Annotated in this window: 20 protein-coding genes; 14 read left to right on the top strand and 6 right to left on the bottom strand. The window is 67.5% G+C overall.

Annotation, left to right across the window (positions count from 1 at the left end):
• Nucleotides 1–467: 467 nt before the first annotated feature.
• Nucleotides 468–1,334, top strand: coding sequence for a hypothetical protein (locus tag Q9R14_RS15350; protein ID WP_306002943.1), 867 nt, complete (start codon nt 468–470; stop codon nt 1,332–1,334).
• A 163-nt stretch (nt 1,335–1,497) separates the two neighbouring features.
• Here the strand turns inward: Q9R14_RS15350 and Q9R14_RS15345 are convergent, their stop codons facing one another.
• Nucleotides 1,498–2,163: a DsbA family oxidoreductase gene (locus tag Q9R14_RS15345; protein ID WP_306002942.1), complete on the bottom strand. Its 666-nt coding sequence runs from the start codon at nt 2,161–2,163 to the stop codon at nt 1,498–1,500.
• Nucleotides 2,164–2,230: 67 nt separating this feature from the next.
• Complete coding sequence (locus Q9R14_RS15340; protein WP_306002941.1) at nt 2,231–3,088, bottom strand: DUF1206 domain-containing protein; 858 nt, start codon at nt 3,086–3,088, stop codon at nt 2,231–2,233.
• Nucleotides 3,089–3,219: 131 nt separating this feature from the next.
• Between Q9R14_RS15340 and Q9R14_RS15335 the strand changes: the two genes are divergently transcribed.
• Nucleotides 3,220–3,402, top strand: a complete 183-nt coding sequence (locus Q9R14_RS15335; RefSeq protein WP_306002940.1) for a hypothetical protein — start codon at nt 3,220–3,222, stop codon at nt 3,400–3,402.
• 137 nt (nt 3,403–3,539) lie between these two features.
• On the top strand, nt 3,540–4,226 hold the full coding sequence (locus Q9R14_RS15330) for a Crp/Fnr family transcriptional regulator (RefSeq protein WP_306002939.1): 687 nt from the start codon (nt 3,540–3,542) through the stop codon (nt 4,224–4,226).
• Here the strand turns inward: Q9R14_RS15330 and Q9R14_RS15325 are convergent.
• The 3 genes from Q9R14_RS15325 to Q9R14_RS15315 are packed head-to-tail and all read right to left on the bottom strand — an operon-like array spanning nt 4,223 to nt 6,692.
• Nucleotides 4,223–5,680, bottom strand: a complete 1,458-nt coding sequence (locus Q9R14_RS15325) for a sensor histidine kinase (protein WP_306002938.1) — start codon at nt 5,678–5,680, stop codon at nt 4,223–4,225. The genes Q9R14_RS15330 and Q9R14_RS15325 overlap by 4 nt on opposite strands.
• Nucleotides 5,677–6,357, bottom strand: a complete 681-nt coding sequence (locus tag Q9R14_RS15320; RefSeq protein WP_306002937.1) for a response regulator transcription factor — start codon at nt 6,355–6,357, stop codon at nt 5,677–5,679. The genes Q9R14_RS15325 and Q9R14_RS15320 overlap by 4 nt, the downstream gene beginning before the upstream one ends.
• On the bottom strand, nt 6,357–6,692 hold the full coding sequence (locus tag Q9R14_RS15315; RefSeq protein WP_306002936.1) for a hypothetical protein: 336 nt from the start codon (nt 6,690–6,692) through the stop codon (nt 6,357–6,359). Before Q9R14_RS15315 ends, Q9R14_RS15320 begins: the two co-directional genes overlap by 1 nt.
• 228 nt (nt 6,693–6,920) lie before the next feature.
• On the opposite strand from Q9R14_RS15315, the gene Q9R14_RS15310 reads away from it, so the two are divergent.
• The 11 genes from Q9R14_RS15310 to Q9R14_RS15260 all read left to right on the top strand — a co-directional run bounded on the left by Q9R14_RS15310 (nt 6,921) and on the right by Q9R14_RS15260 (nt 19,284).
• Nucleotides 6,921–7,283 (top strand): hypothetical protein, encoded by a 363-nt coding sequence (locus Q9R14_RS15310; RefSeq protein ID WP_039244144.1) that lies wholly within the window; start codon nt 6,921–6,923, stop codon nt 7,281–7,283.
• Nucleotides 7,284–7,634: 351 nt separating this feature from the next.
• Nucleotides 7,635–7,724, top strand: coding sequence for a potassium-transporting ATPase subunit F (locus Q9R14_RS15305; protein WP_105625212.1), 90 nt, complete (start codon nt 7,635–7,637; stop codon nt 7,722–7,724).
• Nucleotides 7,725–7,742: 18 nt separating this feature from the next.
• Complete coding sequence (gene kdpA / locus Q9R14_RS15300; RefSeq protein WP_306002935.1) at nt 7,743–9,452, top strand: potassium-transporting ATPase subunit KdpA; 1,710 nt, start codon at nt 7,743–7,745, stop codon at nt 9,450–9,452.
• Nucleotides 9,453–9,470: 18 nt separating this feature from the next.
• On the top strand, nt 9,471–11,537 hold the full coding sequence (gene kdpB / locus Q9R14_RS15295) for a potassium-transporting ATPase subunit KdpB (protein WP_306002934.1): 2,067 nt from the start codon (nt 9,471–9,473) through the stop codon (nt 11,535–11,537).
• On the top strand, nt 11,537–11,692 hold the full coding sequence (locus Q9R14_RS15290; RefSeq protein WP_153923133.1) for a hypothetical protein: 156 nt from the start codon (nt 11,537–11,539) through the stop codon (nt 11,690–11,692). The genes kdpB and Q9R14_RS15290 overlap by 1 nt, the downstream gene beginning before the upstream one ends.
• On the top strand, nt 11,685–12,401 hold the full coding sequence (locus tag Q9R14_RS15285; RefSeq protein ID WP_306002933.1) for a TorF family putative porin: 717 nt from the start codon (nt 11,685–11,687) through the stop codon (nt 12,399–12,401). Before Q9R14_RS15290 ends, Q9R14_RS15285 begins: the two co-directional genes overlap by 8 nt.
• A gap of 10 nt (nt 12,402–12,411) precedes the next feature.
• Entirely contained in the window at nt 12,412–12,990 is a 579-nt protein-coding gene (kdpC, locus tag Q9R14_RS15280; RefSeq protein ID WP_306002932.1) for a K(+)-transporting ATPase subunit C, read from the top strand.
• Entirely contained in the window at nt 12,991–15,675 is a 2,685-nt protein-coding gene (locus Q9R14_RS15275) for a DUF4118 domain-containing protein (RefSeq protein WP_371929733.1), read from the top strand. It begins immediately after the preceding gene.
• Nucleotides 15,675–16,364 (top strand): response regulator transcription factor, encoded by a 690-nt coding sequence (locus Q9R14_RS15270; protein WP_306002931.1) that lies wholly within the window; start codon nt 15,675–15,677, stop codon nt 16,362–16,364. The genes Q9R14_RS15275 and Q9R14_RS15270 overlap by 1 nt, the downstream gene beginning before the upstream one ends.
• Before the next feature lie 74 nt (nt 16,365–16,438).
• Nucleotides 16,439–17,380 carry a histone deacetylase gene (locus Q9R14_RS15265; protein WP_306002930.1) on the top strand — a complete coding sequence of 314 codons (942 nt, stop codon included), beginning with the start codon at nt 16,439–16,441 and terminating at the stop codon, nt 17,378–17,380.
• The gene (locus tag Q9R14_RS15260) at nt 17,377–19,284 is read left to right on the top strand and encodes a hypothetical protein (protein ID WP_306002929.1); all 1,908 of its coding nucleotides are present in this window, start codon (nt 17,377–17,379) and stop codon (nt 19,282–19,284) included. Before Q9R14_RS15265 ends, Q9R14_RS15260 begins: the two co-directional genes overlap by 4 nt.
• Here the strand turns inward: Q9R14_RS15260 and Q9R14_RS15255 are convergent.
• The gene (locus tag Q9R14_RS15255; protein WP_306002928.1) at nt 19,226–19,822 is read right to left on the bottom strand and encodes a hypothetical protein; all 597 of its coding nucleotides are present in this window, start codon (nt 19,820–19,822) and stop codon (nt 19,226–19,228) included. The two genes, Q9R14_RS15260 and Q9R14_RS15255, sit on opposite strands and share 59 nt — an antisense overlap.
• Nucleotides 19,823–19,957: the final 135 nt, after the last annotated feature.

The following is a 19,957-nucleotide window of genomic DNA, read 5'->3' as shown; positions in this document are numbered from 1 at the left end:
GTAGTTTATAGCAAAGCCCACCCTCCGCCCTCCTCGCCCTCCTCGCCCTCCTCGCCGGACCGGCAGGAAAGACCACCTTCATCAACCGCTTCCTGCGTCAGCGGGCGGAGGCGTTTCGGTTCGTGAACCCGAACGCGGCCTCCCTCTCCCGTCGGGAGAGGGCTTGAGCGGCTGAGAACCGTCAGGCGATCAGACTTGCGCGAAAGGGTGAGGGTCGGCCTCGCCGCGGACGCACGACCCTCACCCTTTCGGCTAGCGCATCGCTGCGCTCTGCGAGCCTCAAGCCCTCTCCCAACGGGAGAGGGGATGCACAGCTAGCCGCCTTACCTATGCACGACGTCCCTGCCCCGGCCGTTGAAATCCCTCGCCTTTCGCGAAATCGACGCCGTCTAACCTACCACTCTTCCGGGCGGCCTTAGACTGGCGGCGCGTCCTGTGTCGGGCGCGGGCGACAGGCCGGGGATGGGATGGACGACGATCACAGCTATGACGACGGCGGGTTCGAGGGGCCGCGCGATCCGTTTTACGATGCGATGACCCAGCAGGCGCTGGATCAGATCCGCATCCTGCGCGAGGCGGGTCTGGAGCAGACGTATCGCGACGCCCTGCATCACGATTCCTCGCCCGAGGCCGAGGCGGCCTTCTGGCGCGCGCACGGCCTGCCGATGCATCTGTTGCGGCTGCCGGACCTTGTGACCTCCGACCCCGCCGCGCGCGCGGCCGACCGGGTGCAGAACCGGGGCTATCGCCGCCTGTCGAAAGAGGCGTGGGAGGCGGCGGGCACGGCCTATCTGGCCGGCTCCACGGCCGAGGAGGTCAGCGCCGTCTATGGCATGGCGGTCAGCACCTTTCGCGCCCGCGCCAAGGACGCGGGCTGGCGGCGCGAGGATCAGCCCGATCCCCTGCGCGAGCCGATCGACCTGGAGGCCGAGACGGCCGACGGTCTGCCCGACTATGGGGCCATGGCGGCCCACGCCCTGGTGCGGTTGAATCGGGCGCTTCAGGCCGGGCGCGCGCTGGAGGCCGCGCGCTGGGTGCGACTGCACGCCGACCTGACCCGAATGGCGGCCGCCCCGCCCCCTTCACCGCCCGCGCCGCCGCCCGCCAGGCCCCCGGCGCCGCCCAAGGAACCCGACCTGGGCGAACGCGCCGCCGCCGTCGCCGAACAGGTCGGCCTGATCGCCCGCGAAGCCTGCGCCCTCAAACGCGGCGACTACGCCGGCCGCAACGCCCTGATGGCCCGCCTCGAGGCGCTGGACGACCTGAAACCGGCCCCAAGATCAGACGAATTAGACGAAATAGACGGTGTTTTTGTCGCCCGACCGCCGGACTGACCGTCTCCTCCCCATCGCCTGCGATGGGGAGGGGGACCGCGCCCACTGGGCGGGGTGGAGGGGCTCTTGAGGACCCACAGACGTCGATTTTACAGAAGGAACCCCTCCGTCACGGCGCCAAGCGGCGCCGCGACACCTCCCCGCTGCGCAGGGAGGAGACGGCCTAGACCTCCGACGCGATCTTGCGCAGGGCCTCTTCGAACACCGAGGCCGGCTGGCCGCCCGAGATCAGATATTTGCCCTCGACCACAACGGCCGGGACCGAGGTGATGCCGCGCGCGCGCCACAGGTCTTCGGCCTGGCGCACGGCCTGGGCGTAGCGGCCCGAGGCCAGCACCTCGCCCGCCTCGGCCCGGTCCAGCCCGGCCTTTTCGGCGGCTGCGGTCAGGACCCCGGCGTCGGTCAGGTTCCTGTTCTCGGTGAAGTGGGCGGTGAACAGCGCCTGTTTCAGGGCCTTCTGTTTCTCCGGCGCCGTCTCATGCGCCCAGTGCAGCAGCCGGTGGGCGTCGAAGGTGTTCCAGATGCGGCTGTCGTCGGTCATGCGCATGTCGAAGCCCACCTCGTCCGCCCGCTCGCGGATCATGGCGCGGTTGGCGGCGGACTGCTCAGGGCTCGCGCCGTATTTGCGGCCGATGTGTTCGACGATGTTCTCGCCCTCTGGCGCGATCTGGGGGTTCAGTTCGAACGGCTGAAAGGCGATGTCGGCGGCGATCCCTTCGTCCTTCAGGGCGTCCAGCGCCGTGTCCAGCCCGCCTAGGCCCACCACGCACCAAGGGCAGACGACGTCGGAGACGAAATCGATCTTCAGGGTCTTGAGCGGAGCGTTCATGGCGCGGCCTTCTGGAACAGCGTGTGTTGCTTTCCGGATATGGCGACGCTGCGCCGACCGGCAAGGCCTAGCCCAGGCTCAAATCTCGGGGCGGACGAATGCGGCGCCAGCGCGCCTCCACGAAGGCGAAGGCGCCGAAGGCCATCAGCCCCGCCGCCGTCAGCCCCAGGATCCACGATCCGCCCGGCTGGGCCTCCAGCGCGTCCAGCGCCGCCGCCGTCGTCGTCACCTCGCCCGAGCGCGCATGCAGCCCTGCCAGAACCACGAACACGCTCAGCGGCAGATAGGCGAACCCCCGCGCCGCATAGCCCGCCCGCGCCAGCGCCGTCGCCGTGCCGCAGAAGGCCTTGGGACAGGCCAGGGCGTCGTCGAAGTCGTCGCGAATGGCCCTGACGATATTGCCGACGCCGACGCCCAGCACCACCAGCCCCGCCCCGATCAGCAACACCTCGCCGAACGGCATCCCCAGCAGCATGGCCGCCTTCTCCTGGTTCTCGGCCACGCTCTCGGCTTGGGCGGAGGATGCGCTGGTCGCCTCGCCGAACTCGTCCAGATATTCGAACACACCCGACGCCAGCACGCCATAGAACAGGCCGCTGACGGCCTGGCCCGCCCGCGTCGTCCAGCCCTTCAGATCGCTGCCCTCGTGATCCGCGTCGAACACCGCCTGCAACACCCGCCAGCCGACGAAGGCCCACAGGCCCAGTCCCAGCAGCACCAGCCAGACCTTGCCGAACGGCTGCTCGGCCAGCCAGCCCGCCGCCCCGCTGGTCCCCACCGCATCGCCGATCCGGTCCGTCGCCGCCAGCAGGGTCAGCGCACCGGCCGACAGGTAAACGAAGCCTCGCGCCCCATAGCCGACCCGCGCCGCCCATTCGATCAGGGTCGCCAGCGGCGGCAGGCGAAGCGTCTTGGCGGCGTTCATGATGTCTCCCACGTCAGGACGCCCTCAACGCGCCGGCCAAGGCAAAGGCTCCGCTTCGACCCTGTGTCGACATCTGACAGACTCCGACGGGCGTATGCCGCTAGGGTTCGCGCCCTTGGGGAGCCGTTCGCTTGAACATCTACGAGTTTCACTTCTTCGACGAGGCGGATCGCCGTCCGCTGCTGGACTTCTTCGACGGCGCCGACGATGCGGCGGCGCTGGAAGCCGCGCAGTCTCAACTGTCGCGTCACGCCTCCTGCACGGGCGTCGAAGTGCTGGAAGCCGGGCGCCTGGTCGGCCGCGTCACCCGCTGAGCCTCCGTCGCGCTCTGCCCGATCGCGTACACAACGCGGTAAAGACACGACTTTTCCCCAGAAAGCCGCGTGATATATAGCAACGCTGTGTCGAGATTCGACAGACGCCACGCTCAGATCGCCTTATGCGCGAACTCATGAACCGCCTTTCGTCCGGCAACCGCTTGATCCAGGGAATGAACCCCGACGATCGCGACGCACTCCTCGCCATAGCCACGCCGGTGGAATTCGCGCCCGGCCATGTGTTCAGCGAGCCTGACGACCCCATCGAACATCTGCATTTCATCGACAGCGGCTTCTGCTCGTCGGTCGCGGTGCTGGAGGACGGCCGGACCGTCGAGACCGTCATGATCGGGCGCGAGGGCGTGCTGGGCGTCGTCGCCTCAGTCGTGCCGCACCATGCCCATACCCGCAGCGTGGCTCAGGTCGCCGGGACGGCACGCCGGGTGGACGCCGCCAGGTTCCGCGCCCTGTCGGCCCAACGGCCGGGCGTGCGCGACGCCGTCGCCGACTACATGGCGCGACTTCAGGGCGAGTTGGAGCAGTCGGCCGCCTGCAACGCCCTGCATCACGCCGGGCAGCGGTTCGCCAAATGGCTGCTGCGCTGCCACGATCGGGTCGAGGGCGACACCCTGAACCTGACGCAGGAGTATCTGGCCTCCATGCTGGGCTCGCAGCGCACGACGGTGAACGAGGCGGCGCAGGGGCTTCAGAAGGCGGGCGCCATCGCCTACTCTCGCGGTCGCATCACGGTGCTGGATCGGGCGGCCTTGGAGCGGGCGGCGTGCGAATGCTACCGCCAGGGCGATCGCCTGCAGCCCTAGTCGACCTGGGCGGCTGGCAGTTCGAGCACCGCCTTCAGCCCGCCCATGTCGCTGTCCGACAGCATCAGCAGCCCGCCATAGGCGCGCGTCAGGTCGTCCACGATCGACAGGCCCAGCCCCGACCCCGGCGCGCTCTCGTCCAGCCGCGCGCCGCGCTGCATGACCGTGTCGCGCTGGTCGGCCGGCAGCCCCGCCCCGTCGTCCTCGACCACCAGTATCATCTGCCCCAGACCGCTGCCGCCCGCCGAAACGCGCACCCGACGTTTCGAGAATTTGGCGGCGTTCTCGATCAGATTGCCCAGGATTTCCTGCAAATCCTGACGCTCACCCAAAAAGGACAGGCTGTCGGGCGCACGCCAGTCGATCTCGACATTCTTGTCGCGGAACACCTGTTCGATCATCACCGCCAGCTCGTCCAGCACCTCGGCGACGGGCGTCGTCTCGCCCAGACCGTGGGCGGCGCGGGCGGCGGCGCGGGCGCGGCGTAGGTGGTGATCGACTTGGCCCTGCATGATCTTGGTCTGGCGCCGCACCAGTTCGGGCAGATCGCCCTCGCTCGTCCCCGCCTCGGCCAGCATGACCGAGATCGGCGTCTTCAGCGCATGGGCCAGATTGCCGACGTGGGTGCGCTGGCGATCCACGACCTCCTGATTGTGATCCAGCAGGCGATTGACCTGCTCGGCCAGCGGCTGGATTTCCTGCGGATAGGAGCGACCGATCCGGGCGGACTTGCCCTTGCGCACGTCCGCGATCTCGTTGCGCAGGTCGAAAAGGGGGCGCAGGCCGATGCGAACCTGGATAAAGACCGCCGATACGAGTCCCAGCCCCAGGATCAGGAAGGCGATCCAGGTCACGCGCGCGAACTGGCGCGTGTCGGCGTCGACGTCGGAACGATCCAGCGCGGCGATGAAGATGACCGGATGTTCGTGCCGGGGAATGGACTTCATGCTGGCGGCGACGCGCAGCGGCTCGCGGGTCTCGGCGTCGTCCTTCGGGCCGGTGGTGTTGAAGGTGATGACGTCGCCGAAGGCCGCATCCAGACGCGCGGGCAGGTCGGCGGGAAGGGCCAGGTCATAACGCCACAGCGAGGTCGAACGCGCCAGGCTGACCAACTGACCATTAGGGCGAACCTCCATGATCTGCCAGTATTTGCCCGACAGCAGACGCAGAGTTCTGGCGTCCTGGATCTGCGGAATGGCCTCGCCTTGCGGCGTGCGACTGGCGCCGACCACGATCTCGTCGATCGTCTCGTTCAGCATGGCGCCCAGGCGCCGCAGGGCGGATTCCTGAAACGCCTGGGTCAGCACAAGCGCGGAAATGACCAGAGCGACAAGGATCCAGGCCGAGGCCAGCCAGATCAGCCGGCGCGTCAGGGAGCGACCGGGGCGACCGAACCAGCGACCCCAGTCGTGGAGCGCGTCGGCGTTGGGTTTCGAAGCCGTCGCCTCGGTCACGCCGGGTCGGATTCGCCCGCCAGCGGCGTCAGCCGATAGCCGAGGCCCCGCACGGTCTCGATCCGGTCCGATCCGACCTTCTTGCGCACCCGGCCGATGAACACCTCGATGGTGTTGGAATCGCGGTCGAAGTCCTGATCGTAAAGGTGTTCGACCAGCTCGGTGCGGCTGATGACCCGGCCCTGATGCATCATCATGTAGTGCAGCAGCCGGTATTCCAGCGAGGTCAGGCGCAGCGGCTCGCCATTGACGCTGGCCCGCGCCGCGCGCGGATCCAGCCGCAAGCCGCCGCACGACAGGGTCGCAGAGGCGATGCCCGCCGAACGGCGCAGCAGCGCCCGCAGACGCGCCAGCAGCTCTTCGGTATGGAAGGGCTTGGTCAGATAGTCGTCGGCGCTGGCGTCGAAGCCCGCCACCTTGTCCGACCAGGCGCCGCGCGCTGTCAGGATCAGGACCGGCGTCGTCTTGCCCTCACGCCGCCAGCGCTCCAGCACCGACACGCCGTCGATCTTGGGCAGGCCCAGATCCAGGACGATGACGTCATAAGGTTCGTTCTCGCCCAGATAATGGGCTTCCTCGCCGTCCGGCGCATGGTCCACGGCATAGCCCGCGTCGCCCAACGCTGCCTTAAGCTGACGCGACAGATCCGCGTCGTCCTCGACCAGAAGCACGCGCATCAGTTCGGCCTGCGACGTTGATTGTTGTTGTCGGGACGCGCCTGTCCGGTCTGGCCGTCGACCACGACCTCGCGCACGCGACCGTCGCGTTCGACCAGGACGGAATAGTTGCCGTCGCGGCGCGGTTGGGTGTCGATCGGGCGACCGCCGCCGGCCTCGCCGCCACGACGACGGGCCTCGTCGGGACTGACGCGCGGACCACGGTCCTGCGAGCGCTGATCCTGGTCGCGCGACTGGGCGTGCGCCAACGTGGTCATGACGGGCGCAAAGGCCAGACCGAGAGCCAGAGCCAAGGCCGGAGGGGCGATCAGGAGAGGGGCGGGTTTACGAAACATGGCGACCGATCTAGTCCCGATCATCTGAACGGGCGCTGAATACGTCGTATAGTTTAAAGCGAACGCTGCTCCAAACCAGAGGCCTAATCAGAAGACGGCGGTGTGACGTCTTTTTCATCCAGATGAACCGAACCTGATCGATCCTGTTCAGAACCGGCTCAGTCGCCGGGTGCTCAAATCGCCTCATCGCTGGTCACCCCGACCGGCAGAACATTTGAGGAGATCGCCATGCGCAAGCTCATCGTCCCCGCCATCGCCCTGGCCGCCGCCTCGGTGGCCGCGCCGTCCTTCGCCCAGTCCTACCACCGCCCGGCCCCGCCCCATCACGCCAGCTATGGCTCGTGGCAGTCGATCAACGCCCGCCAGGCCAACCTGGATCGCCGCATCGATCAGGGCGTCCGCAACGGCCAACTGAGCCGCCGCGAAGCCACCCGTCTGCGCGGAGAGTTCAACAGCCTGCTGCGCCTGGAGGCCAACTACCGCCGCGGCGGCCTGACCGCCTGGGAACGCCAGGACCTGGACCGTCGCTTCGACCGCCTCTCGGCCCAGATCCGCTACGAACGCCGCGATTACGACAACCGTCGCGGCTGATCATCTCGACAAAGACAGTTGGAAGCGCGGCCGCAAGGCCGCGCTTTTCTCATTTGATCTGAAGCCGCATGGCCGGGGCCTGCGCGGCGCATCCTCAAGCGCGTCCTTGCATTAGAACGTCCGCCCGCCGGCCCTTCACACGTCGCCCGCGCTGCGACCGACCCAGCTTCTCTGGTTTTATGAATCCTTTAGGTCGGCGGCCCGGACTCGCATCGCGCCATTATGCCGCCCGGTGGTCTGTTCCCGCTCGAACTTGAGCGAGGAGGCCGGATTGGCCGATGTGATTTTTCTGACGGTGGGTGCGGGGGCGTTCGCCGTCTTCGCCTTGCTGGCGACAGCGTTGAAACGGGTATGACGATGATCGCCATGCTCTGGGGGGCGGGGGCGCTGGTCGTCGCCGTTTACATGGTCGCGGCGCTGCTGCGGCCCGAGCGGTTCTGAGGAACCGGGACGGATTTCATGAACATGCAAGGATGGGGCGAGATCGCCCTGACCCTTGGGCTGGCCGTAATGCTCGGCTGGCCCATCGGCGTTTATATGTCGCGCGTCTGGAATGGCGAGCGGACCTGGCTGGATCCGGTGCTGAAGCCGGTGGAGGCGGTCTTCTACGGCGCCGCCGGCGTCGATCCGAAACGCAGCCAGGGCTGGCTGGGATACGCCGGCGCCCTGTTGGCCTTCAACCTGGCGGGCTTTGTCCTGCTGTATGCGATCCTGCGTCTGCAGGGCGTTCTGCCGTTGAACCCGCAAGGGTTCGCCGGCGTGTCGCCGCATCTGGCCTTCAACACCGCCGTCAGCTTCGTGACCAACACCAACTGGCAGAGCTATGGTGGGGAGGCGACCCTGTCGACCTTCACCCAAATGGTCGGGCTGACGGTGCAGAACTTCGTCTCGGCGGCGACGGGCGCGACAATCGCAGCGGCCCTGGCGCGCGCCTTCGTCGCCAATCGCGGCGAGGGCGTCGGCAACTTCTGGGCCGATCTGACACGCACGACCCTGTACGTCCTGCTGCCCGCCGCCCTGATCCTGGCCGTGGCCCTGTCGGGTCTGGGCATCGTCCAGAGCCTGGCGGCCCATGTGACGGCGACCGGCGTCGAGGGCGGATCTCAGACCTTGCCGCTGTTCCCGGCGGCCAGCCAGGTGGCGATCAAACAGCTGGGCATCAACGGCGGCGGCGTCTTCAACGTCAACGGCGCCCATCCGTTCGAGAACCCGAACGCCATCACCAATCTGCTGACCGCGGTGGCGATCAACGTCATGGGCTGGGCGGCCTTCTTCGCCTTCGGCCGTACCGCCATGGCGGGACGCGACATCCGCGCCCTGGTGGCGGCCGCCCTGATCCTGTTGAGCGCCGCCAGCGCGGCCATGTATGTGATCGAGACCCAGCCGGCCCCGGCCCTGGTCGCGGCCCAGGTCGACGCTTCGGTCAATATGGAAGGCAAGGAGGTCCGCTTCGGCGCGCCCGCCTCGACCGTCTGGTCGGTGGTCACGACCGGCGCCTCGAACGGCTCGGTCAACTCGATGCACGCCAGCTTCATGCCCTTGGGCGGCGGCTTGCAGATATTCCTGATGCAGCTGGGCGAGATCCTGCCCGGCGGCGTCGGTTCGGGCATCGCCATCATGGTCGTCATGGCCCTGCTGTCGGTCTTCGTCGCCGGCCTGATGGTCGGGCGCACGCCCGAATATCTGGGCAAGAAGATCGAGGCGCGCGAGATCCAGTTCGCCATGATCGCGGTGCTGATCCTGCCGCTGGCGATCCTGGGCTTCACCGCCGTGTCGGCCGTCTTCCCGACGGCGCTGGCGGGCCTGCTGAACAAGGGACCGCACGGTCTGTCGGAGATCCTGTACGCCTACACCTCGGCGGCGGCGAACAACGGCTCGGCCTTTGCGGGTCTGACCGCCAATGCCCCCTGGTGGAACACGACCCTGGGTCTGGGGATGCTGTTCGGGCGGTTCATTCCGGCCGTCGCCGTCCTGGCCATCGCCGGCAGTCTGGTGGTCAAGCCCAAGCTGGCGCCCAGCCCCGGCACGCTGCCGACCGACAATGGCCTGTTCATCGGCCTGCTGATCGGCGTGATCCTCATCCTCGGCGGCCTGCAGTTCCTGCCCGCCCTCGCCCTGGGACCGATCGTCGAGCACTTCCAGGTGCTCGCGGCGGTCGCCGGCGCCTGATCCTTCGGACATCCTGACATGACACAAGTAACTCTGGATCCGCGCGAGGGCGGCCGTGCGTCGCCTCTTGCTGGCGGCCTCTCGGGACAGATGATCGGACGCGCCGTCGGCGACGCCTTCGTCAAGCTGAACCCCGTCAAGCTGATCAACAACCCAGTCATTTTCACCACCTGGATCGTGGCGCTGCTGTCCACGCTCTCGGCGGCGGCGGCCATCGCGGGCGGTCAGTCGGCGGGCTTTGCGGTGCAGCTGGCGCTGTGGCTGTGGGCCACGGTCCTGTTCGCCAATATCGCCGAAAGCATCGCCGAAGGGCGGGGCAAGGCGGCGGCCGATTCCTTGCGCGCCACCCGCGTCACGACCAAGGCCAAGCTGATCGTCGATCCGAAGACCGGCAGCGTGGTCCCGACCAACGCCTCGGAGCTTGAAGTCGGGTCGATCATCCTGGTCGAGGCCGGCGATGTGATCGCCTCGGACGGCGAGATCGTCGAGGGCGTCGCCTCGGTCAACGAGGCCGCCATCACCGGCGAGAGCGCCCCGGTGATCCGCGAAAGCGGCGGCGACCGATCGGCTGTCACCGGCGGCACGACCGTCGTCTCGGACTGGATCAAGGTGCGCATCACCGCCAAGCCTGGTTCGACCTTTCTCGATCGCATGATCGCCATGGTCGAGGGCGCGGATCGCAGGAAGACGCCGAACGAGCTGGCCCTGGCCGTTCTGCTGGCCGGCCTGACCCTGATCTTCCTGATCGCGGTCGTGACCCTGGTGGGCCTGGGCGCCTATTCCGGCGTCGATCTGGATCCGATGGTGCTGGGCGCCCTGTTCATCACCCTGATCCCGACCACGATCGGGGGCCTGCTGTCCGCCGTCGGCATCGCCGGCATGGACCGGTTGCTGAAGGTGAACGTGCTGGCCACCTCGGGCCGTGCGGTGGAGGCGGCAGGCGACGTCGACACCCTGCTGCTCGACAAGACCGGCACCATCACCTTTGGCAACCGCATGGCGACCGAGGTCATCCCGGTTCCCGGCGTGCGCCCCGAGGCCGCCTTGGCCGCCGCCGTCATGGCGTCGCTCGCCGACGAGACGCCGGAGGGCCGCTCCATCGTCGAGCTGGGCCGCAACGCCGGGGTCTCGGTCGATCAGCCCGCCGGGGCCGTCGCCATTCCCTTCACCGCCGTCACCCGCCAGTCGGGCCTGGACGTCGGCAAGGACAGCTGGCGCAAGGGTGCGGTCGATGCCGTGCTGAAGGATCTGAACCTGACCGACGGCGCGGCTCCGGCCGAGTTCCGCCAGGCCGTGGACCGGATCGCCCGTTCGGGCGGCACACCCCTGGCCGTGACCCAGAACGGCGTGCTGGTCGGCGTCATCCACTTGAAGGACGTGGTCAAGCCGGGCGTGAAGGCGCGCTTCGCCGACCTGCGCCGGATGGGCCTGCGCACCGTCATGATCACCGGCGACAATCCGGTGACGGCCGCGGCCATCGCTTCGGAAGCCGGGGTGGACGACTACCTCGCCGAGGCCACGCCCGAGGACAAGATGCGCCTGATCAAGGCCGAACAGGCCAAGGGTCGTCTGGTCGCCATGTGCGGCGACGGCGCCAACGACGCCCCTGCGCTCGCTCAGGCCGATGTCGGCGTGGCCATGCAGACCGGCGCCCAGGCCGCGCGCGAGGCCGGCAACATGGTCGATCTGGACAGCGACCCGACCAAGGTCATCGAGATCGTCGAGGTCGGCAAGCAACTGCTGATCACGCGCGGCGCCCTGACGACCTTCTCGGTCGCCAACGACGTGGCCAAGTATTTCGCCATCATCCCGGCGATGTTCGTGGTGGCCCTGCCGTCGCTCGGCGCGCTGAACGTCATGCGTCTGCACAGCCCCGAGAGCGCCATCCTGTCGGCGGTGATCTTCAACGCCCTGGTCATCGTCGCCCTGATCCCGCTGGCGCTGAAGGGCGTCAAATACCGGGCCATCGGCGCCGGCGCGCTTCTGGGTCGCAACCTGCTGATCTACGGCCTGGGCGGCCTGATCGCCCCGTTCGTCGGCATCAAGCTGATCGACCTGCTCATCTCCGGCCTGGGTCTGGCGTGATGCGTCGGGAGGTCTCTCGCATCCTGCAGCTCGTCGTGGCGGTGCTGGTCATCGCCGTGATGTGGGGCGTGGCGACGCTGCAGCAGACCGATCCGCGCACCCGCTCCAATCCCATGGCCATCCATCCTGTTCGAATAGAGAAATCCAATGCGTAAATCCTTCTCCAGGGCCTCGGGCCGCAACGACGCCTGGTTCGCCGCCGCCTGTATCGTCGGCCTCGCTGGTCTCGGCCTATGCAGCGAAGCCAAGGCCCAGGACGTGTCGGCGAACGTCGCCGTCACCTCCGACTACGTCTTCCGCGGCGTCAGCCAGACCCAAGAAAACCCCGCCATCTCGGCCGGCGTCGATCTGACCAGGAACGGCTTCTACGCCGGCGGCTGGGCCTCCAACGTCGATTTCGGCGACGACACGGACGCCGAGGTCGATCTTTATGCCGGCTATCGGCCGGAGGTCGCCGGCTATGCGCTGGACTTCGGCGTGATCGGCTATCTCTACGCCGGTCAGCCCGACGGCGCGGACTATGACTATGTCGAGCTGAAAGCCGCCGCCTCGCGCGCCTTTGGCCCCGCGACCCTGGGCGCCGCCGTCTATTATTCGCCCGACTTCTTCGGCGCAGCCGAGGACGAGGCGACCTATGCCGAGGTCAACGGCGCGGTCAGCCCGGCCGACAAATGGACTGTCTCGGGCGCCGTCGGGCATCAGTGGGTGTCGTCGGACCTGGACTACACCACCTGGAACCTGGGCGCGGCCTACCAGCTGACCGACACTCTGGCGGTGGACCTGCGCTATCACGACACCGACCAACACGACTTCGGCGACATCTACGGCGCGCGCGCCGTAGCCACGCTGAAGGCGACCTTCTGAGGCGACGACCATGGTCAACCAACTTCGCCCGGCCCTCGTCATGATGGCCCTGTTCACCCTGCTGCTGGGGCTGGCCTATCCGCTGGCCGTCACCGGGATCGCCCAGGTCGCCTTCCCGGACCAGGCCAACGGCAGCCTGGTGCGCGACGCCGGCGGACGGGTCGTCGGCTCGTCCCTGATCGGCCAGCCCTTCGTCGGCGCCCCCTATCTGCATCCTCGCCCATCGGCGGCAGGCGACGGCTATGACGCCGCCGCCTCTTCAGGCTCCAACATGGGGCCGCTGAACCCGGACCTGATCGCGCGCGTCGCCGAAAGCGCGCAGACGATCCGCGCCGAGGACGGCCCTGGCGTCATCCCGGCCGATGCGGTGACGGCCTCGGGTTCGGGCCTCGACCCGGACGTGTCTCCGGCCTACGCTCGGCTTCAGGCCGCGCGGATCGCCCGCGCCAGAGGCGTTCCCGTGCAACAGGTCCAGAGCATCATCGACGCGCACATCGAGGGGGCCTTCCTGGGCTTCATCGGCCAGCCGCACGTCAATGTCCTGCTGACCAATCGCGCGCTGGACGCCCGCTTCGGGGCGGAGGGCTGATTGCCCGAAACGGTGCCCGAAACGCCCGCGACTTCAGCCGTTCCGCGCCGCAAGCGCGGGCGGCTGAAGGTGTTTCTGGGCATGTCGCCCGGCGTGGGCAAGACCTATGAGATGCTGCGCGCCGCACGCCGTCGAAAGGCCGAGGGGCTGGACGTCGTCGTCGGCGTGGTCGAGACCCACGGCCGCAAGGAGACGATGAGCCTGCTGCGCGGGCTGGACGTCATGCCGCGCGCGCCCATCGAACACCGCGACCGCGCCCTGATGGAGTTCGACCTCGACGGCGCCCTGGCGCGGCGACCCGAACTGCTGCTGGTCGACGAATACGCCCATTCCAACGCGCCGGGCTCGCGCCATCCCAAGCGCTGGCAGGATGTGGAGGAACTGCGCGACGCCGGTATCGACGTCTGGACCACGTTGAACATCCAGCATCTGGAAAGTCTGTCCGACGTCATCCTGCGCATCACCGGCGTGCGCCAGCGCGAGGCGGTGCCCGACAGCGCCCTCACCGGCGCCGACGACATCGAGGTCATCGACATCACGCCCGAAGACCTGCGGGCGCGTCTGGCCGAGGGCAAGGTCTATGTGCCCGAGACGGCGCGGGTGGCCTCCGAGAACTTCTTCAAGATCGAGAACCTGACGGCGCTGCGCGAACTGGCCCTGCGGCGGGCGGCCCAGACGGTGGATGACCAGCTTCTGACCCACCTGCGCGAGCGGGGCGTGTCGGGGCCGTGGGCGGCGAACGAACGGATCCTGGTCCTGGTCGGCGGCGACGCCATGACCGCTTCCCTGGTGCGGACCGGTCGTCGGATGTCGGACATGATGATGGACGCCCCCTGGTCGGTGGCCCATGTCGAGCGGCCCAGCGGATCGCGCGCCGACGCCCGCTCGGCCGGCCGACTGTCCGAAGCCTTCAAACTGGCCGAGCAACTGGGCGGACGGCCCGTGACGATCAGCGGCGACGACGTGGTGCGAGCCGTTCTGGATCACGCCCATCGCAACAACGTCACCCAGATCGTCATCGGCAAGACGCGCGGCGGGCGGTTCGCCGAATGGACCGGCCGGGCCCTGGCGACCGAACTGTTGCGCAAGGCGCAGGGCGTCGCGGTCCACGTCGTGACCGAGGGCGATCTGGCCGCGCCCGAACCGGCTTCCAAGTCGGGCGTCCGGGCGGCGCTGGACTGGCGCGGTTATCCGGCCGGGGCGGGGTTCGTCCTGGCGGCGACGGGGGCGGCCCTGTTGCTCGATACCCGGTTCGAGCGGGTCGACCTCGGCGTCATCTATCTGGCGGCGGTGGTGGCGGCGGGGGTGCTGAACGGCCTCAGACCCGCACTGGCGGCGGCGACCCTGGCCTTTCTGACCTACAACTTCCTGTTCCTTCAGCCGCGCTACAGCTTCCTGATCGGTTCGCCGACCGACTTTTTGACGCTGCTCCTGTTCTGGGGCGTGGCCCTGGGCACGGGCGCCCTGGCGGGACGGGTGCGCGAACAGGCCAGAGCGGCCCAGCGGCGCGCCGCCGCCGTCTCGGCCCTGCTGGCCGCCAGCCAGACCCTGTCGGCCGGCCAGGATCGTGCGACCACGGCCCGCAGCCTGGCGGAACAGGCCTCGGCCGCCGCCGGCGCGGGCGCCGTCGTCCTGCTGCCCGACGGCGACGACATCGTGCTGACCGCTGCCAGTCCCGAGGGCGTAATCCTGGCCCCCGACGCCATGGCCGCCGCCCGCTGGGCCTGGACCCACGGCGAGGTGACGGGCCACGGCACGGGCACCTTGCCGCAAACCCACTGGCGGTTTCAGCCGCTGCAAGGCGTGCGCGGCCGGGCCGGGGTGGCGGGCGTCGACGCCTCGGCCGTGGCGGCGGGTTCGGACGAGGAACGCCTGGCCATGGCCCTGCTGGACCAGGGTGCCGTGGCGCTGGAGCGCGCGGATCTGGCCGGTCAGGCGCTGGAGACCGAGACCCTGCGCCGCGCCGACCGCTTCCGGGCGGCCTTGATGAACTCGGTCAGTCACGACCTGCGCACGCCCCTGTCCACCGTCCTGGGCTCGGCGACGACCCTGATCGACTATGGCGCGACCCTGAAGCCCGAGGTCCGCGACGACCTGCTGCTCAGCATCCGCGAAGAGGCCGAACGCCTGTCGCGCTATGTCGGCGACCTCCTGGACATGACGCGGCTGGAAGGCGGCGGCCTGAACGTGCGCACCGACTGGACCGATGTGCGCGACATCCTGAACGCCGCCGCCGACCGGGTGTCGCGCCGCCTGGGCCGGCGCAAGGTCACGCGCGATTTTCCGGCCCAACTCAGCATGGTTGAGGCCGATCCGGGCCTGCTGGAACAGGCGGTGGTCAACATCCTGGAAAACGCCATCGCCTACAGTCCCGACGGCAGGACCATCGAACTGGCCGCCTATGAGGATCGCGGCGCGGTCGTCATCTCTATCGAAGATGAGGGACGCGGCATCCCGACCGCCGAGCTGGAACGGGTGTTCGACAAGTTCCGCCGCATGGAAGAATCCACCGATCGGGCCAAGGGCGCCGGCCTGGGCCTGGCCATCGCCAAGGGGTTCGTCGAGGCCATGCGCGGCCGCATCGCCGCCGCCAGCCCGATCCAGGACGACGCCGACGGGAAACGCGGCACCCGCATCCTGATCAGCCTGCCCAAGTCCATCGCCACACACCCGGATCTGCTGTGATGTCCGCCGTTCGCCCCCAGGTTCTGGTCATCGACGACGAGCCCCAAATCCACCGCTTCCTGGCGCCCGCCCTGGACGCCGCCGGCTATGAACCCCGCCGCGCCGACAGCGGTCAGGAGGGCCTGCGCGCCATCGCCCTGTGGAGCCCCGACGCCGTGGTTCTGGACCTCGGCCTGCCCGACATGGACGGCAAGGACGTTCTGACGCGCGCGCGCGACTTCTATCAGGGGCCGATCATCGTTCTGTCCGCTCGCGACCGCGAGGCCGAGAAGATCACGGCCCTGGACCTGGGCGCCAACGACTATGTCGAAAAGCCGTTCGGCGTCGGCGAACTGCTGGCGCGCATCCGCGCGGGTCTGCGTCAGGGCGCGCTGACCCCTGTCGCGGGCGGCGTGGTCACGGCCGGCGATGTCATCATTGATCTGGACCGCCGCATCGTCACCCGCGCCGGCGAGCGGGTGAAGCTGCGCCCCAAGGAATACGATGTCCTGGCCTACCTCGCCCGCAACGCCGGTAAGGTCCTGGGTCACGCCGACCTGCTCAAGACCATCTGGGGCGCCGGCCACGCCGACGACGTTCAATATCTGCGCGTCGTCGTCGGCCAGCTCAGGCACAAGCTCGAGGCCGACCCGGCCCAGCCCGTTCTTCTCGTGACCGAACCGGGCGTCGGATACCGATTGGCGGACTGAGGCCTTCGGCGAAAGGGTTAGGCTGTCCTTTCAGATGCAGCCTCATAATGGCCGGCGCGTTGTCTGCGGAACCCATGTCTAATCCAGGCCCCCTCCCCCCGATCGTCTATCACCCGGCCTACAGCGCCGAACTGCCATCGGGTCATCGCTTTCCGATGCAGAAGTATGCGCGCCTGGTCGAGGCGCTGAGAGAGGAAGGGCTGATCGGACCGGAGGGGCTCTGGGAGCCCGAACCTGCGGATTACTCGCTGCTCGCCGCCGTGCATGATCCCGACTATGTGCGCCAGGTGCTGGACGCCTGCGTTCCGCCGAAAGTCGAACGGGTCATCGGCCTGCCCATCACGCAAAGCGTCGTCGAGCGCACGCAGGCCGCCGTCGGCGGCACGCTGACGGCGGCCCGTCTCGCCCTTCGCCATGGGCTCGCCTGCAACACGGCCGGCGGCAGCCATCACGCCGGCCCCATGGGCGGCGCAGGCTTCTGCGTCTTCAACGACATCGGCGTGGCCGCGCGAGCCCTGATCGACAGTGGCGAAGTCGGACAGGTCCTGGTGGTCGATCTGGACGTCCATCAGGGCGATGGAACCGCCTTCATCTTCGAGCACGAGCCCCGCGTCTTCACCTTTTCCATGCATGGCGAAAAGAACTTTCCGGTGCGCAGGGGGCCCAGCGATCTGGACATCGACCTGCCCGACGGAACCGGCGATACAGCCTATGTCGCCCGGCTCAAAGAGGTTCTGCCTGACCTGCTTCAACGCGTTGCGCCGGATCTCGTCTTCTACATCGCCGGCGTCGATCCGCACGAAAGCGACCGGCTTGGGCGGCTGTCGCTCAGCGACGAGGGATTGGCTGAGCGCGACGCCTATGTGCTTGAAGCCTGTCTGGCGGTCGCGCCGCTCGTCGGCGTCATCGGCGGTGGATATGACCACGATATTGATCGTCTGGCGCGTCGCCATGCGACGCTGCATCGCGCGGCCGCCCAAGCCTGGCGGCGCGGTCTGGCCCGGCGGGAGGCTTGATCGTGGCAGACCCGGCGCCGCTCATCATCACCGCAGCCCTGGACGACGGCGCCTTCGACTGGTTCGACGGCTTGCGCCAGGCGCACTTTCCCCGCCACCGCAACTTCATCCCGGCCCATCTGACCCTGTTCCACGCCCTCCCCGGGGCCCAGGAACGCTTCGTGTTGGAGACGCTGAAGTCGGCGTGCCGGCGCCAGGCACCCAAGCGCGCGAGGCTGCGCCTGTTTGTCCTCCGTGGGTTCGACGCCGCCTGCGCGTCGCCCACGACCAGAGCTGGAATAACTAAAGCGCTTCGCGAGCTTTGGCTGAACAGTCCGGACGACGCTGCACGGTTCGGTCGAAAGCCGTCGCCAAGCTCGGTTGCACGGTGGATGTCTGAGCGGGGTGAGCCCGGCGACCGTCGCCTGAAGCACATGGTGTCGATGACCGGAAGGGTGCCACGTCGGCGGCGTCTGAGGCCGGAGATCCATCGCCTCATGGATCGCTTTGCTCTTCGTTATTGGTCGCGTCGGGGTTGGTCCCAGTCTGACGCCTACGCGATGATGGCCTGTCTCATAGAATATTTGAATGCGCGCGCCTGCCGATATGCCTCTGGCGGGGCTGAGTTGAAGCTGCCAGCCAAGGAGCTATTCCGGCGGCGGTTGAAGACCTTGGAGTGTTACGACACCTACGCTGCCAAGTTCGGAGAGAAGAAAGCGGCTGCTCGGTTCAAGCCCACGGGGCGAGGCCTGGAGGCGGCTCGTATTCTTCGGCTGGGTTGCATAGACCACACATTTCTGGATGGCGTGGCCGTTATAGACGCTGACGCGATGCTGCCGCTTGGACGCCCGTGGCTCACCGCGCTTGCAGATGTGAAGAGCCGCTGCGTGGTGGGCTTCGTTCTGGGGTATGAGCCGCCCTCGATCTATTCGGCAATGGAGTGCGTCAAGAGGGCGAACCAGCCCAAAGTTAGGCTCCTGGGGCACTCTCGCTACGAACAATTCGTCGGCATACACGGTCGTTTCGATGAGATCGTCGTCGATAACGGATGGGAGTTTTCGGGCGTCTCCTTTGAAGACGCCATGGCGGATTTGGGGACATCGGTCCGATGGGCGCCGATCGCGTCTCCCACCTTCAAGGCCATCGTCGAGCGCTTCTTCGGTACGCTGAACACCCGCCTAAACCGGAAACTTCCTGGTGCGACCCTGAAGCCTGAGCTGCTGAGAGAGCTTGGCTATGATCCCTACAAAGAAGCCGTGCTTACGATTGAGGAGCTCGACGAGCTCATCTGGGAAGCGGTCGGACTGTACCATCTCGACCTTCATCGAGGTCTAGAACAGCCGCCCGGGCTAGTCTGGCAGCGCGACGCGCGGGCGCACGGCGTCGCGGTCATTGGCGACGTGACGGAGCTCGACAAGATGCTAGGCGCGGTTCGCAAGGGGTGTGAACTCAGCCGCTCCGGGGTCCGAATGCTAGGGTTGCAGTTTCACGATCAAGCGAAGGTCGGGGCGCTGTTGCATGACCTGATCGCTGGCGAACCCGTCAAAGCGCAGCGAAGGACGGGCTCGGCGACAGCCAAGGTGAAGGTGAAGTTCAATCCCGCAAATCTTGCGGAGATCCATGTCTGGAATAGTCGCCGAAATCGTTACGTCACGCTGCCGTGCACCGACGAGCGGTATGCTTGCGGCATATCCCTCTGGCACCATCAGCGCCTGAGAGAGTGGACCAAGCTGCGGGGCCTGGCGTTCAGCTCTGAGATGGAACGCCTTCAGGCGAAGGCCGATCTAGCGCGCAAAATCGAAACTATGGCACCGGAGCTCAAGCAAAGGCAGCGCCGCTCCATCGCGCGACTGATTACCAAGCCTGTCATCCAAGATAAGCTCCAAGGCGTGATTGAACTTCACCGTGCGCCTGGGGCTCGATGATCTGCTGGCGCGTAAGCGTGACGAAAGACCACCCGACCAGCTCGCACAGCTGCCGCACACGCCCCAACTTTGCGACGTAGTCCGGATCACGCAGAAAACGGGGATCGCCCTTAACTTCGACCACCTCAATGATCCCGGCCGCCGTAAGCCTCACGCAGTCGGCGATGTAGATCCGTTTGCTTCCGTCCAGGACCATTTCAAATCGAAACGGCTGGGCTCGGTAGTCCACAATCCAAGGATCGACCTCGCAATGCATGAAGTGAGCGTGCTCATTCATGCTTTCGAACATTTGCGCTCGTCCCGCCTTTCGACTGGCGTAACTTCCTGTGACGATGCGTCGGCGCCCGGTCACGATCGAGCGAATGGGCCGGCCGTCTTCGGTCATCACCAATCGACCAGCAGCCAGCAGAGCAGTTCCGTTCGGTCCTGGCTTCGGCTTCACAAGCGCGCCGCGAATAGCGGCATCTAAGCTGGGCATTTGCCCGCGCTGGTAGTGGGCGGATGTCGGCGTTGCCGACACTGCAACTGAGTTATTCATGGTTTCAAATCTCTCGGTAGGTTTGCCGTTGAGACGGAAAACCGACGCGCGCTCGCGGCCGCCCAAAGCGCTTGGGCGGTTGACATGCGTGCTGCGTGGGGAGAGAGTTGCGGGGTCACATCAGACACCGAGTGA

The organism is Brevundimonas sp. C43, assembly GCF_030732185.1.
Taxonomy (GTDB): Bacteria; Pseudomonadota; Alphaproteobacteria; order Caulobacterales; family Caulobacteraceae; genus Brevundimonas; species Brevundimonas diminuta_C.
Note: the sequence above shows the minus strand (reverse complement) of the source record. Positions and strands in the feature narration are given on the sequence as shown.